This window comes from Bacillus sp. DHT2, assembly GCF_026241455.1.
Lineage (GTDB): Bacteria > Bacillota > Bacilli > Bacillales > Bacillaceae_G > Bacillus_A > Bacillus_A pseudomycoides.
In genome coordinates this window covers 333220-346771 of the sequence record NZ_JAPHWH010000001.1, presented here as the reverse complement: position 1 = coordinate 346771, position 13552 = coordinate 333220, and the positions used below count along the sequence as shown (strand labels likewise).

The window sequence follows — 13552 nt, the reverse complement described above, 5'->3', positions numbered from 1 at the left end:
GGAGGTACCTTTTCTTTGTTTACACTAAAATAATTTCATGCATCATAATTACAATATAATCAAAATTACTTTTAACAAGGGGATTACTGCATTCTATATTCATAAACTGAGAACCTTACATCAAATTACACTTTTCAAGTTTTCACCTCTCTCCTCTTTCCCCTTTTCTATTTTAGAGCCTGTTTTGATTAATCTTTTTTCAAAAACAGGCTTTTTATATTAGGTAAATCAACAGTAATAGACTTACCCATGATCAAACATTTTTATAAACCAACATAACGTACAGGAAATCGGCCTTTCTCTTGTCGAAATTTACTTGGCGTACAGTGGTCATATATTTTTAAGAATAACGGAAGAATATATAGAAAATGCTACATAAATGTGAAGTTTGATCAACTTAGGGGGGGACAACCTTGTTCAATCAGATAGTAAAAGCTGTACCCAATTTATTTACGATCGGAAATTTATTGTGCGGTGTTTTTTCAATTACCAGGAATATGAGTGACTATTTGGAAGCAGCCTCCATTTTTATTTTCTTTTCAGCTGTTTTAGATCTTCTTGATGGAAGGATTGCGAGAAAATTAAAAGTGAACAGTGAGTTTGGTGTAGAGTTGGATTCCTTAGCTGATATTGTTAGTTTCGGAGTTGCTCCTGCACTTTTATTTCATTCGATAGCAACACCATCTATTTTAACTTCTTTGGCATTTATCCTTTTCCCAACGATGGGTGCTTTAAGATTAGCAAAATTTAGTGTTAAACCAACCATTGGATATTTTAAGGGATTACCTATTCCAGCTGCAGGATTACCATTGGCTGGTATGGGATTGTTTTTATATAGCAATGCATGGATTACATTAATCCTCGCTCTCTTAATGGTAAGTCCAATTAGGTTTAAAAAACTTTAATTGGAGTCCCGCCCATCGCCATCAAGACTTTATGGAATATCGTTTATTTGAGTAAGACTATAGAAGTATTAAAGAGTAAGTATGATTTCAATGAGGAATTACTAGAACACATTTCACCACTTGGGATGGGAGCATATAAACGGTTCTGTTGCAAAGTTACCCAAAACATAGAGAATCTAGGGTTGCATCGTTAAATGGTTATGCAACCATTAATAATTCCTGTAATTCGTTATACACCGAAAATTGGAAATCGTACTATGATAACAAAATAGGCATTCTATATTTTGAAGTACATTTACAAGGAGGAAATACTACATGACAGTAAGCACTAAACTTAAACAAACTATCGCTGGATTAAAGAGTGCTCAAGCATGCCTAGAAGGATTTGTTCTTGATACTGATAACCAGGAAGCAAAACAATTATATAAAGGTGCAGCACAACAAACTCAAGAAATTATTGAATCTTTAAATCCTCGTCTTCAGCAAATTGAACAAGAAGAGCCTCAGTACAAGTAATAACATAATACCTTTCACATAGAATATCGTCCAAATGGAAGAGTGCTCAGCTTAGATAACGATTATCAAAATGATGATTACAATTAAAGGGTTTCACCACATCACTATCAAGATAAGAAAAGCAAGTGTCCCAAAACAAAAAAATGTACATTTTTTCGTTTTGGGTGTGTTATAAAATTCTTAAGTTGATGGATGTGTGGCGGTACCCCATGCCAATCAAGCTAAAGCGAAATTGTATCCATAATACGAAAAACACCTCCATTAAAATCATAACTGATACTTACGATTTAGAGAGGTGTTTTTTATTGTCTCTTTCTCAGGGGCACTCCAATAGGAGCGGATGACGTATTTTTTCATTTTAGGGAAGATTTTGTTTTATTAGCTTAATAGCATTGAAGTGCCACCGTAATTCCAAAAATTATTTTTTAGAGTAAGTTGGGGGTTTTTGAACCAGAAAGGTATATTTTCAACTATAAAAACTATGAAAAAATTCATCCTGTTTTCCTTTTTTGCCTACTTGCTAAATTCAGCAAGTAAAATATTTTTAAAAGGGTCAGGACTGTTAGCTTTACCCATGCTGTTCAAATTGACGGCCAACGTATGCTTGCCTCCAAGTGTACCTCCAGCAAAAGTAAGAAACCCTGGAATGCTACCTCCGTGTCCCCATATCGAGACACCGTTTGAAAGCTTAGTTTCAAAGATTCCAAGACCACATTCTCCTAATTCAGCTATTTCTGTAGGAACTGTAGTAAGCATTTGTTTTAGTTGCTGTTCCTTCAGTAATTTGCCACTGAGTAAGTAAGAGAAGAATTTGTTTAAGTCGTCAGCAGTAGAAATCATCTCTCCAGCCGATCTACCCATACTTGGGTTATAATAAGTAACGTCTTTTAGCTCACTTGCTCCGTCTGGTTGGAAATATCCACGGGCATGCTTGGTGCCTGGAATAACGCTTGAATTGCCAGGTAGGAATGTATTCGACAATTCAAGTGGTTCAACAATCCGATTTTCAATCTCTTCCGCATAGCTGTTTCCAGTTACTTTTTCAATAAGGATACCCAGTAATACGTATCCTGTATTTGAATAAGACCAGCCCTTTCCTGGGGCAAAGTCTGGGGGCAGAGAAATCCCCATCTTTACTAATTCCTCAGCCGCATACGATTTTTTTGTATCCATAAGATCAAAGTCTTTTGATCTTGAGTATTCAGCGATACCACTTGTATGGTTCAATATCTGCCGGATAGTAATCTGTTTATCATCATATCCGTTTCCTTGAATGACACCAGGCAACCATTTTTCGATGGAGTCGTCTAGATTCAAGCGGTTCTCTCCAGCTAATTGAAGTACAACCGTTGCGGTGAACGTCTTCGTCACGCTGCCAATGCGAAAGCGAAAATCTGTTTTCATTGGTTTCTGGGTTCTCAGATCCGCTATCCCAGCGGCATAACTCCACGTTTTTCCACCCTCGGAAGTTTTAGCAAGTATCCCCGGGAATCCAAGTTGCAATGTATCCCGCATTGCTTGTTTGACGGAATTACGATCTCGTTGAGTGCTTGTTTGTAACGAACTAGATACATTTTGAGTGGACTCCGCTTTTACAATTGAGGTTGGCGTTGTGTATAATAGGGAACTTCCAGCTATTAAAAGGGCCAGACTTGCACATGTAATTTGACTACGTGTTTTCATAAGGCATTCCTCTCCTCTATTCATATTGGATAGGTGGTTGCTTGCTGTTTCGTACTAACCACACAGTTATCATCTCTACCAGTGACAAAAGGTCAACATTGAATTCGTAATCATCTTCATAATGATTATTTTTACAAACGCTATTCTGTCCTAACAAACGGTAAATCCCTCTTTTTTTACATGTATGTTAACCCCAGAAATTACTTCTTTTCCTTGAATAACATTGGGGTGCCACCGTAATTCCAAAAAAACCCAAAAATTATTTTTTAGAGTAAGTTGGGGGTTTTTGAACCAGAAAGGTATATTTTCAACTATAAAAATCATGAAAAAATTCATCCTGTTTTCCTTTTTGCCTACTTGCTAAATTCAGCAAGTAAAATATTTTTAAAGTTAGCTTTACCCATACTGTTCAAATTGACGGCCAACGTATGCTTGCCTCCAAGTGTACCCCCAACAAGAGTAACAAACCCTGGAATGCTACCTGTGTGTCCCCATATCGAGACACCGTTTGGAAGCTTAGTTTCATAGATTCCAAGACCATATCCGCTTATTTCAGCACTTCCTGTAGGAACTGTAGTAAGCATTTGTTTTAATTGCTGTTCCTTCAGTAATTTGCCACTGAGTAAGTAAGAGAAGAATTTGTTTAAGTCGTCAGCAGTAGAGATCATATCTCCAGCCGAGCTAGCTATACTTGGGTTATAATAAGTAACGTCTTTTAGCTCACTTGCTCCGTCTGGTTGGACATATCCACGGGCATGGTTGGTGCCTGGAATAACGCTTGAATTGCCCGGTAGGAATGTATTCGACAATTCAAGCGGTTCAATAATCCGATTTTCAATCTCTTCCGCATAGCTGTTCCCGGTTACTTTTTCAATAAGGATACCCAGTAATACGTATCCTGTGTCTGAATAAGACCAGCCCTTTCCTGGGGCAAAGTCTGGAGGCAGAGAAAGCCCAATCTTTACTAATTCTTCAGCCGTATATGTTTTTTTTGTATTCATCATATCAGCGTCTTTTGACCTTAAGTATTCAGCGATACCACTTGTATGGTTCAATATCTGCCGGATAGTAATCTGGTTACCATCATATCCGTTTCCTTGAATGACACCAGGCAACCATTTTTCGATGGAGTCGTCTAGATTCAGGCGGTTCTCTCCAGCTAATTGAAGTACAACTGTTGCGGTGAACGTCTTCGTCACGCTGCCAATGCGAAAGCGAAAATCTGTTTTCATTGGTTTCTTGGTTCTCAGATCCGCTATCCCAGCGGCATAACCCCACGTTTTTCCACCCTCAGAAGTTTTAGCAAGTATCCCCGGGATTCCAAGTTGCAATATATCCCGCATTGCTTGCTTGACGGAATTACGATCTCGTTGAGTGCTTGTTTGTAAAGAACTAGATACATTTTGAGTGGGCTCTGCTTTTACAATTGAGGTTGGCGTTGTGTATAATAGGGAACTTCCAGCTATTAAGAGGGCCACACTTGCAAATGTAATTTGACTACGTGTTTTCATAAGACATTCCTCTCCTCTATTCATATTGGATAGGTGGTTGCTTGCTGTTTCGTACTAACCACACAGTTATCATCTCCACCAATGACAAAAGGTCAACATTGAATTCGTAATCATCTTCATAATGATTATTTTTACAAACGCCATTCTGTCCTAACAAACGGTAAATCCCTCTTTTTTCACATGTATGTTAACCACAGAAATTACTTCTTTTCCTTGAAACACTCTTGTTAACTGGTTTGTTTTTCATATATAAGTCATATCTGTTCCGCCTTTCATGCTTCTTTATATTTTGATCATACACAATGAAAATCTCTTTTTCCTTACCTATTCCTTACAAATCCCTTACGTTCAAAATAGCTTCTATAATAGGGTAGAAGAAATATCTATGCCTGAAAGTTCAAAGTATTTTCCAATAAATATATGAATCAAAAAGAAACACAGAGGTTTTTCACTTCTATGTTTCTTTTTTTCGTCCTTTAAATATTAAAGATTCGGTTTACTCTTAACAGGATGAATTCCGGCTCTTTTCTAATGTGATTTTTCTTCTTGCGATACAACATAAATGACATTGTGCTGCATGAAACACTCCTAACGTTGTTAAAATCACTTGTTTCTAAGTCGAAATTTATTTAACTAGGGGGGGACTCCATATTCATCAGCTTAAGAAAAATAAACGCCCTCAAAACGAAAAAATAAGCTGCCTTTTCAAAGTAACTACCTGTAGAAAAAGAAAATTTTCATTTAGGGGGTATATTAAAACCTTAGCTTGATGGCGATGTGGTAGGACCCCCTTATGAAAAAATAATGAAGGGATTAACTTAATATAAGAGAATTAATAGAACTAGGTAGTCGATTTATTACATTTGAGGCCTGAATTTTACCACTACTTTGGTTTTTAACTTGAATAAATCAGAAAAAAATTATTAGGAGTGTGGAGAGCATGTTTCATGCAAAAGACGTCTTATCCGATCAGTTATTAGCTAATGCTAATGATCCTAGCTGGTACCTTCCATTTTCTGAATCGGTCGAAAATTTGTCAGAGGAAGAAGCATTTTGGAAGCCTAACGAAAATTGTAATAGTATTGCTGAAATTGTGCAGCACCTACTTTATTGGAATGAAACATGGCAAACTAGGTACCAAAAATCTCATGTTAATGCTGTACCTTCCATAGGTGATAATAATAAAAGTTTTATAATTCCCGAAAATAAAAGTTTTAGTAACTTAAAAGAACGACTTTTAGAGGTGTTGTTACAATGGCAAGATTTATTAACGGAAGAAAAAGTTGAGAGTGAAGTAAATGGCTTCCCTGCACATGCGAAGTGGTGGGAGATACTTGGAAATGTATCCACTCATAACGCATATCACATTGGTCAAATCATCTTTATTCGAAAACTGCAAAATAGCTGGAAAGTGAATGTTGTTAAAGTGTAGTCATTTAAACATGTAGTTAATATTCATTTATTCAATTATATCAGCTAATATAAGTCAATACTTTTGGCTTAATATTGATTCATAAGTAATGATACAATAAAAAAAAGGCATGACAAAGAGACTTCAAAACAACAATTTGAAGTTTTTTTAATTAATGTAATTATTAGTTATTTGTCATGCTATGAAACTCTCTTTATGCTTGAGAATGGCATAAATCCAATGTAATAGCTTGTTGGCGCAGGCTATTATCGCTACTTTGTGAGGTTTTCCCTCACTTCTTTTTTTGTCGTAAAACTCTCTGAGTTTGGTGTTTCGATTATTCGTTAATCCACACTGAACGGCTGTATATAAAGCTTGTCGTAGCTTGGAAGAGCCTCTTTTCGTGATGCGGTTTATGGTAGCTGTAAACTTACCTGATTGATAGATCCTGGGGTCAATTCCTGCATAGGCCACTAGCTTTTTAGGGTGACTAAACTGCTTAATTTCCCCGATTTCGGAGATGAGCGTAGCCGCAATCTTACATCCTACTCCCGGTATAGAACGGAGAATCTCATACTCTTCAAACTGCATGGCTAATTCATCAATCTCTTGCTCTAGGATGGATAGAAACTCTTTTTGTTGAAAAAGCATTTGGATGTACATCTTTAAGGTCACTAAATGGCTCTGATATAGGGTTTTCTTAAATGGGGTATCGTCAGGAAAATGCGGATTTACAACGTTAAGGAAATTTCAATATTAAAAAGAGATTGAGTTACCAGTTCTATTTATAACAACTTCAGGAGTGCTTTGTAATTTTTTTACTTCTATAAACATTTTTAAGTTATACACAAAAACCATGCTTTGACATCGTCTAAAGCATGGTAATTATTTGAACTAATATAAAACTGCTAAGTTGATTTTTTCAGCTCATCTATTTATTGAATTCATTAACTGGAAGAAGTATTCAGGGTTATGAGTCTTATTTAAGTTATACCATGCATGTAATGTATCAGATGCAAATACATCTAATTTTTTCAGTACTTCCATCGTAAATTCCAGAGGTGCTACTCCTGATGCAGTAACCAAATTCTCACCAGATACCGCAGGTCTCATCTCATAAAACTTTTCTCCTTTATAATTAGGACAGACCATTTTAATATACTCTAAGTCATTGCTTGTGTGCTTTCTAAAATCTAAGTATCCCATATTCGCGAGGGCCTCAGTTGCACCACAAATTGCAGCAACAATAGTGCCAATCTTTAAGGCTTCATCAATTTTTTTTAAGATAGGTTGATGAATATCTTCTCTCCAAGTATTCCCTCCAGGTAAGACTAAAAGGTCTTTACTCTCAAGAGTACATTCATCAAGGGACATATCTGGTTGTATGCTCAGCCCTCCCATCGTAGTAATACCTTCTTTATTCGTTCCTACTGTAACTACTTTTAAAGGTGCTACATCTTTTTTGAAATATCTTCCTGAGTTTAATTCAGCAATTAAATACCCATATTCCCAGTCTGACATTGTATTAAATACATAAAGATAAACCTTTTTTGTTTGCATCCAATAACACTCCTATCACTATTGATATAGCCTATTATAATATAACTTCCCTGACAGATAACGTCAGGGAAGTATATTACTTGATGAAATTTTATTAATTCCGATATTTTTAACAGAGACTTATTGCACCATATGTCACCTCTAGGTTGGGAACATATTAATTTACTTGGAGAATACCATTTTAATTCAGAAAAAATGGTCTCGTTAGATTCTTTAAGACGATTCCCCATTTAGGAGTGAAATCATGGGTATTTTTGGTGCGAAAAATCCAAAAGCAATAACTGATAACAAATTCACATGGAAAAATAACGTAATTGAGATTACAGAGGATGGATATTTACTTACATCTGGAATCATTGGGATTGTTCGTATCCCAGTTCGCCATATCGAAACAGTTACATACACAATGAATCCATTAAAACCATCTATAGACATAGATATAAATTTAATCGGTAAAGGTGTAGTCCTTGGTAAGATCATCGTGGGAATGGATTTGAAAGATGAAGTCCAAGATTGGCTACTAGAAAGAATTGAAGAATAATACACGTATCTTGGCTGAACCACGTAAGGGTGTCTTTCTTTATTTCTTAAAGGACCTGCTCATATATTGTTTAAAAACATAAAGTAATGTGTATCCGTTAAAACACATGTGCATCCCAGTTGGCCCCTCTTACTCAAGGAGGAAATATTATGAGCTTTGGTGGTAGTTGTGGTGGTTTTGGTGGCGGATTCGCTTTACTAATTGTGCTGTTCATTCTATTAATCATTATTGGATGCAGCTGTTCAGGTGGCGGATTCGGTTGCTAGTTAAGATCAGGCACTCATTAGAGTGTCTTTTCTTTATGGGGTACAGTTCACCTGTACGCTAAGAATCCGACTTTTTTAAGGGATGGCTTGTTAAACTAAACCCCATTATTGTAATAGACGAATGCTGATTAATGAATTTTAGCCTTGCGGATACCATCAAATACACTGATTGCCGCAGATAACATAAAGAAGAAAATTGCACCGCCAACTATCCGCGATTCAAGTTGTTTAGTAGTAATAGTGAATAAATCAGCTGTATACGTAATAAAATCTTGGTTCATTACATTTGGATTCGTTACTATCACAATGAATACAATGGTTCCAATAAGCTGGAAAGCTGTATTAAATATTGCTATTCCTTTTGTCCATTGTCCCTTAATTAATTTATAAATAGATAATACTATTTCTAAACCGATTACAACAAGAACGATTGGCCAATACTGAAGCAATACATCCTGATTAAGAGCTGGAGCCGCAAAATCAAGTCCGTGTGTACTACTTCGATATATACCTACAAGATGATTTGCGTAAAAATAAACTGTTGCCCAAATAGCAGTCCATAATAAACTTCCAAATACTTCGAATTTCGTGATGACTTTTTTCTTAGGAATATAAGGTGTGTTTTTTAAATCATCAGCTGTCCATTTGGTAAACTTTGTTGTGAATGGGTGACTTCCTTTCGAATGATTTACTCGTTCAATAAGCGCGAAAACAAGTGTCAGCCAGAAAAAGACGTGCATACCTACTTCAACGATTCTCCCTATACAAAAACCAATAATATCATAACTCACATTAATTACTGCTTCTTCGCCATGATACCCTATAAAATATTCGGGAATGATCGAGATTAGAGAAATAATAGCAGCAATCGGTAAAATCATTTTTAATAACGTAACATATGTCTCAAAATAGTAAGGACCAATAAGATGCATTGGTTGATCGCGGTATTTACTAGCTAATATAGCGGGATTCCCTAATGTTTCAAGGACCCCTTTTATATTTTTTTCACTGTAATCATCAAGTAACATATCCTCAATGGTTGATCTTAACTCGAGAGCAATATCTTCACGATTTTTTTCAGGCAGTCTTCGAGTCACTTCTTGTATATAAATCTCAATTAGATTCATCATCTTTCTCCCCTTTTAACACTTCTAAGAGTTTTTTAGAATTGTCCATCCATTCCCTTTTTAACTGTAAAAAAATCTCCAAACCATATTCGCTTAGAACATAGTACTTACGCGGTCTACTCTCAGATGTATCCCAACTACTTGTTACTAACTCTTGTTTTTCTAAGCGGCGTAGCAATGGATATAAAGTACTTTGATCAATATTAATACCTGACTGTTCCAACAATTGAACAAGTGAATATCCGTACTGGGGCTTTTGTAATTGACTTAAAACAGCTAACGTTAAAGTTCCTCTCCTAAGCTCTGTCGTTAATGAATTCAATAAAGTATCCATTCATTCACCTCTTTTCTTGGTGTATGTTATACGGTATATGTTTTATACTATGCGTCATACACCATTATTGTTCCAACATCAATGTAAAAAAATAATTCGGTAAGAAACACATAAAAATACAATATTTTTCGAATTATATTTAGGTTAAAATAAAAAGAATCCACAAATTAGGTAGTCTAAAACGTGGATTCCTTTATTGGTGTTGGCTTAAGTATATTTCTTCTCTATCCTAACATATATATCCAATCTAGTTTCCTTAAAAAATACCGAAAACGGCCGTTTATGGGACTTTATTTATTACCACTGTACAGCTACATCTATTTTATTTTTTACTTTTAGAAGGTATTATACTCATAAATCTAGAAGGTAAAACAACATACTTTTGCCAGGAGTGATTTCATATGAAAATACTAGAACATGAAACGTAACAACCGTATATTGTAATTAGAGGTCCTCCTCCTGTTTATTATCTTCACCCTATTTCGAATATAATAAACAGGAGGATTTAACATGAAGAATGATAAATTATTTTTCACCTTATTAGAAAATGCAAACGCAAGCTTTACTGGATGGGATTTTTCTTTTATTACAGAAACTGATCGTATGAAGAGTCAATTACTTTCTTGGTCCTACGGTAGCATGGCCTTTTCCCTTATTCAAAACACGAATTCTATGCTTGATATGGGAACAGGTGGTGGAGAATTCTTATCCATGCTAAGACCATTCCCTCCTTCTATTTATGCGACTGAAGGGTATTCTCCAAATATCCCATTAGCAAAAAAGAATTTAGAACCTTTAGGTGTAAAGGTTCTAGAAGTAACCAATGATGAGACTTTACCATTTGATGATGGACAATTCGATTTGATTTTAAATCAACACGAATCCTACTCTGTTTCCGAAGTAAAAAGGATCCTTTCTCCAAATGGCATCTTTCTTACGCAGCAAGTAGGTGGCTTAGATTGTGCGGAAATCAATGAAGCACTAGGGGCACCACTCAATTCTGAATTTACAAATTGGAATTTAGAAACTGCTCTAAGTGAACTCGAGCAACATGGTTTTAAAGTTTTAACATATAAAGAAGAGTTTCCCGTTCAAAGGTTTTATGATATCAGTGCTCTCGTCTATTATTTACAAGCAATTCCTTGGCAAGTGCCTGATTTTAAAACTGAAACATATGTAAATGAATTGTACAAAATACATCAACTTATCCTACAAAAAGGGTATTTTGATGTGAAACAACACCGTTTTTTTATTAAAACGATAAGAATATCATAATAAAAGAGTCCTAACAGGTATGCTCCATTACCTTTTAGGACTCTTTTTCGGATGAATTGTTATTCTAAAATCTTAGCTTTAGAAAAAGGATAATACACAAATTCTACTTTACACAATGTAAAAGACTGAATTATAACAATTATAACGAATACAAGCAAAATAAGTTTGTCCCACTCTTTTCTAGTAATCTGCTCCATGGCTTTCCTTCATCCCCTAAAATGCCTCACTGTCCTGTTATTCTATGTAAATGTAAAAATCTTTTATTGCTGTTTATTCGGCTGTTCCATAGGCACTGGATTTCCACCCACTCTTTTCACTTTCAAATCAAAATATGCGTCTAAAATTTCTCTTCCAATTTTAGAATTAATCCCTGATTTATCATCGTTTACCCATGGTACAACAACAGAAAATGCCACTTCTGGATCAGAGTCATAAGGTGCGTAACCAGCTAAGGTTAAATTATAACACTTTTTTCTATCTCCATTTTCATCCTTACCTATATTACTATCACCACCATACACTGTTTCTGCTGTTCCTGTTTTTCCAGCAGGCTTATACGGTAGATTTTGAAAGTGTGCTACACCGGTTCCATCGCCTTCTTGAAACACTTTCTTAAATCCTTCTTTCACTTGATTAATATAGGATATGTCCATGTCTACACGATTTAAGATGACCGGTTCCATTGATTGAACTACCTTACCTATATCCTCAGCTTTATTCGGTTGCTCTCTAATTTCTTGTACAATTTGTGGTTTCATACGATAACCACCATTCGCAATCGTCGAAATATATTGCGCAAGCTGAAGCGGTGTATACGTATCATATTGACCGATTGAATAATCAAGTAAGAATCCTGGTGTATTATCTTTTCTTCCACGTTGCCCCGCAGTCTCATTGGGTAGATCAATCCCCGTTGGAACGCCTAAACCAAATTGCCCAAAATGATAACGCATTTTATTAAAAACTTCTTGTTTCACATTTAACGGACTATTCGGTACGTAATCAATCCCCGCAATCTTTAAAGCTGTGTTAAACATATATACGTTAGAAGATACTTGTAAAGCTCTGACATCATCAATATCACCAAAATCTTTCCATGATTTCTTTGCTTTTGTTGTCCCTTTAAATGTCATCGGTGCATCGTAAAAATGAGTAAATGGTTTGATCGCACCCGTTTGATAACCTGTTAGTAGCGTAGCTCCCTTGACTGTTGAACCTAATTCATATGAACTTGTCATTGTACCAAGGGCATAATCCTCTACTTGAATATTTCCATCTTTATTTACTAGTTTTTTTCCTGAAATTGACAAAAGTTGTCCGTTTTTAGGATTCATCATTACCACAAAGGCACGATCCAACATTGGTTCTACAGCTTTGAACGCCATTAAGTTTTTTTCAATGCTTTCCTCAACTTTCTTTTGCAATTCCATATCAATTGTTAGCATTAAATTATTGCCACTTCTCCCTTTCGTAATTTGTTCAGTACGAAGTATTTTCCCTTCTTTATCTGTAATATTTTTCGATTGCGCTTTCATACCATGTAGGGCGTCTTCGTATTGCCTTTCAATATAACTCTTTCCAACCCGATCATTGCGGTTATAATCACGAACTAAATAATAATCTAATTGCTCTTTCGGTAGTCCTTCATCAGCACTTGAAACGTTTCCAAGTACTGAACGAAGTATTTTATCATATGGATACTCACGTTCCCAATCTACGGTCGTATCCACACCTGGAAGATTTGCTAAATTTTCACTAATTACTGCATATTCTTCTGGTTTTACATCTTTTTTTATTATTTTAGGAGTCATATTATATCCTGCATTCATTTTACTTTTAATAGCTAATACTTCTATATCTTGTGGGGTAAGTTCATTTAACTCTTCCGCTGTAATTCGCTCACGTCTAATTTCTTCCACCTTTTTATCTAATTCTTTTCCCTCTATTTTTTTTGCTCTTAATTTATTTTCATCCTCCTTTGTAACCTTTTCTGCTGCACGTTTCTTATGTAATTGCATCCAAAAATCTTTCTTATCTACCTCGGTTAACTTATTTATAGCCTCCTGCGGCATTTCAATCATCTTCGCAAGTTGTCTTGCCGTATTTAAAATCTCTTCTGAATTAACACCTTTCATTTTTGTATATGTAATTGTCCGTAATGGTTTATTATCAACAATCGAGTGACCTTCTCGATCAAAAATTTTCCCACGTGGAACGGGAGTACTAACCGTTAAATCTCCCTTTTTTTCCACCTCATTTTTATAAGTCTCACCATCAATAATTTGAACCTTACCTAATTGAACAATAACAGTTGAAAACATAAGAAATACAAAGAAAAACAACACATTTAATCGGAAAGGAATATGGGTTTTCTTTTTCCGTTTCTTTTTCTGTTCTTTCTTTTTCTGTTCTTTCTTTTTCAT

At 35.5% G+C, this 13552-nt stretch carries 12 protein-coding genes and 3 pseudogenes; 7 read left to right on the top strand and 8 right to left on the bottom strand.

The genetic code is table 11. The features are described from left to right. Positions 1 to 413 precede the first annotated feature (413 nt). The 3 genes and pseudogenes from pssA (at position 414) to ORL93_RS01970 (ending at position 1421) form a co-directional block, all read left to right on the top strand. Positions 414 to 905 (top strand): CDP-diacylglycerol--serine O-phosphatidyltransferase, encoded by a 492-nt coding sequence (gene pssA / locus ORL93_RS01975; protein WP_265958533.1) that lies wholly within the window; start codon positions 414 to 416, stop codon positions 903 to 905. A 26-nt stretch (positions 906 to 931) separates the two neighbouring features. Beyond that, a pseudogene (locus ORL93_RS31450) lies at positions 932 to 1046 on the top strand (Tn3 family transposase); the annotation flags it as partial. 174 nt (positions 1047 to 1220) lie between these two features. After that, positions 1221 to 1421 carry a DUF1657 domain-containing protein gene (locus ORL93_RS01970; protein ID WP_006095189.1) on the top strand — a complete coding sequence of 67 codons (201 nt, stop codon included), beginning with the start codon at positions 1221 to 1223 and terminating at the stop codon, positions 1419 to 1421. Positions 1422 to 1934: 513 nt separating this feature from the next. On the opposite strand, the gene ORL93_RS01965 is transcribed toward ORL93_RS01970, so the two are convergent. The 3 genes and pseudogenes from ORL93_RS01965 to ORL93_RS31445 all read right to left on the bottom strand — a co-directional run. Then, positions 1935 to 3128 carry a serine hydrolase domain-containing protein gene (locus ORL93_RS01965; RefSeq protein WP_265958532.1) on the bottom strand — a complete coding sequence of 398 codons (1194 nt, stop codon included), beginning with the start codon at positions 3126 to 3128 and terminating at the stop codon, positions 1935 to 1937. Positions 3129 to 3457: 329 nt separating this feature from the next. Next, on the bottom strand, positions 3458 to 4615 hold the full coding sequence (locus ORL93_RS01960; protein WP_265958531.1) for a serine hydrolase domain-containing protein: 1158 nt from the start codon (positions 4613 to 4615) through the stop codon (positions 3458 to 3460). 102 nt (positions 4616 to 4717) lie between these two features. Next, a pseudogene (locus ORL93_RS31445) lies at positions 4718 to 4837 on the bottom strand (ABC transporter ATP-binding protein); the annotation flags it as partial. Between the two features lie 718 nt (positions 4838 to 5555). Here ORL93_RS31445 and ORL93_RS01955 point away from each other — a divergent pair. Next, a complete protein-coding gene (locus ORL93_RS01955) occupies positions 5556 to 6047 on the top strand; it encodes a DinB family protein (RefSeq protein ID WP_098161556.1) in 492 nt (163 codons plus the stop codon). 174 nt (positions 6048 to 6221) lie between these two features. On the opposite strand, the pseudogene ORL93_RS01950 reads toward ORL93_RS01955, so the two are convergent. Together ORL93_RS01950 and ORL93_RS01945 are read right to left on the bottom strand one after the other, a co-directional pair. Beyond that, a pseudogene (locus tag ORL93_RS01950) lies at positions 6222 to 6734 on the bottom strand (IS110 family RNA-guided transposase); the annotation flags it as partial. Positions 6735 to 6953: 219 nt separating this feature from the next. Beyond that, positions 6954 to 7586 carry a type 1 glutamine amidotransferase family protein gene (locus ORL93_RS01945; protein ID WP_098161555.1) on the bottom strand — a complete coding sequence of 211 codons (633 nt, stop codon included), beginning with the start codon at positions 7584 to 7586 and terminating at the stop codon, positions 6954 to 6956. A 244-nt stretch (positions 7587 to 7830) separates the two neighbouring features. Here ORL93_RS01945 and ORL93_RS01940 point away from each other — a divergent pair, with 244 nt between their 5' ends. After that, the gene (locus ORL93_RS01940) at positions 7831 to 8127 is read left to right on the top strand and encodes a hypothetical protein (protein ID WP_006095477.1); all 297 of its coding nucleotides are present in this window, start codon (positions 7831 to 7833) and stop codon (positions 8125 to 8127) included. A 149-nt stretch (positions 8128 to 8276) separates the two neighbouring features. After that, on the top strand, positions 8277 to 8393 hold the full coding sequence (locus tag ORL93_RS01935; RefSeq protein ID WP_003209912.1) for a YjcZ family sporulation protein: 117 nt from the start codon (positions 8277 to 8279) through the stop codon (positions 8391 to 8393). A 128-nt stretch (positions 8394 to 8521) separates the two neighbouring features. Here ORL93_RS01935 and ORL93_RS01930 read toward each other — a convergent pair whose 3' ends face one another. Both ORL93_RS01930 and ORL93_RS01925 read right to left on the bottom strand, forming a co-directional pair. Next, positions 8522 to 9520 carry an HAAS signaling domain-containing protein gene (locus tag ORL93_RS01930; protein WP_098161554.1) on the bottom strand — a complete coding sequence of 333 codons (999 nt, stop codon included), beginning with the start codon at positions 9518 to 9520 and terminating at the stop codon, positions 8522 to 8524. Next, entirely contained in the window at positions 9507 to 9854 is a 348-nt protein-coding gene (locus ORL93_RS01925) for a PadR family transcriptional regulator (RefSeq protein WP_006095475.1), read from the bottom strand. The genes ORL93_RS01930 and ORL93_RS01925 overlap by 14 nt, the downstream gene beginning before the upstream one ends. Positions 9855 to 10364: 510 nt before the next feature. Here ORL93_RS01925 and ORL93_RS01920 point away from each other — a divergent pair. Then, a complete protein-coding gene (locus ORL93_RS01920; protein WP_018783120.1) occupies positions 10365 to 11129 on the top strand; it encodes a class I SAM-dependent methyltransferase in 765 nt (254 codons plus the stop codon). A 260-nt stretch (positions 11130 to 11389) separates the two neighbouring features. Here the strand turns inward: ORL93_RS01920 and ORL93_RS01915 are convergent, their stop codons facing one another. Then, entirely contained in the window at positions 11390 to 13552 is a 2163-nt protein-coding gene (locus ORL93_RS01915) for a peptidoglycan D,D-transpeptidase FtsI family protein (protein WP_018766833.1), read from the bottom strand.

Bases quoted from the DNA above. Each gene is read 5' to 3' on its own strand.
- ORL93_RS01965 (WP_265958532.1), bottom strand. From the start codon at position 3,128: ATGAATAGAGGAGAGGAATGCCTTATGAAAACACGTAGTCAAATTACA.
- ORL93_RS01935 (WP_003209912.1), top strand. From the start codon at position 8,277: ATGAGCTTTGGTGGTAGTTGTGGTGGTTTTGGTGGCGGATTCGCTTTA.
- ORL93_RS01945 (WP_098161555.1), bottom strand. From the start codon at position 7,586: ATGCAAACAAAAAAGGTTTATCTTTATGTATTTAATACAATGTCAGAC.
- ORL93_RS01960 (WP_265958531.1), bottom strand. From the start codon at position 4,615: ATGAAAACACGTAGTCAAATTACATTTGCAAGTGTGGCCCTCTTAATA.
- ORL93_RS01915 (WP_018766833.1), bottom strand. From the start codon at position 13,552: ATGAAAAAGAAAGAACAGAAAAAGAAAGAACAGAAAAAGAAACGGAAA.
- ORL93_RS01925 (WP_006095475.1), bottom strand. From the start codon at position 9,854: ATGGATACTTTATTGAATTCATTAACGACAGAGCTTAGGAGAGGAACT.
- ORL93_RS01920 (WP_018783120.1), top strand. From the start codon at position 10,365: ATGAAGAATGATAAATTATTTTTCACCTTATTAGAAAATGCAAACGCA.
- ORL93_RS01930 (WP_098161554.1), bottom strand. From the start codon at position 9,520: ATGAATCTAATTGAGATTTATATACAAGAAGTGACTCGAAGACTGCCT.
- ORL93_RS01970 (WP_006095189.1), top strand. From the start codon at position 1,221: ATGACAGTAAGCACTAAACTTAAACAAACTATCGCTGGATTAAAGAGT.
- ORL93_RS01940 (WP_006095477.1), top strand. From the start codon at position 7,831: ATGGGTATTTTTGGTGCGAAAAATCCAAAAGCAATAACTGATAACAAA.
- ORL93_RS01955 (WP_098161556.1), top strand. From the start codon at position 5,556: ATGTTTCATGCAAAAGACGTCTTATCCGATCAGTTATTAGCTAATGCT.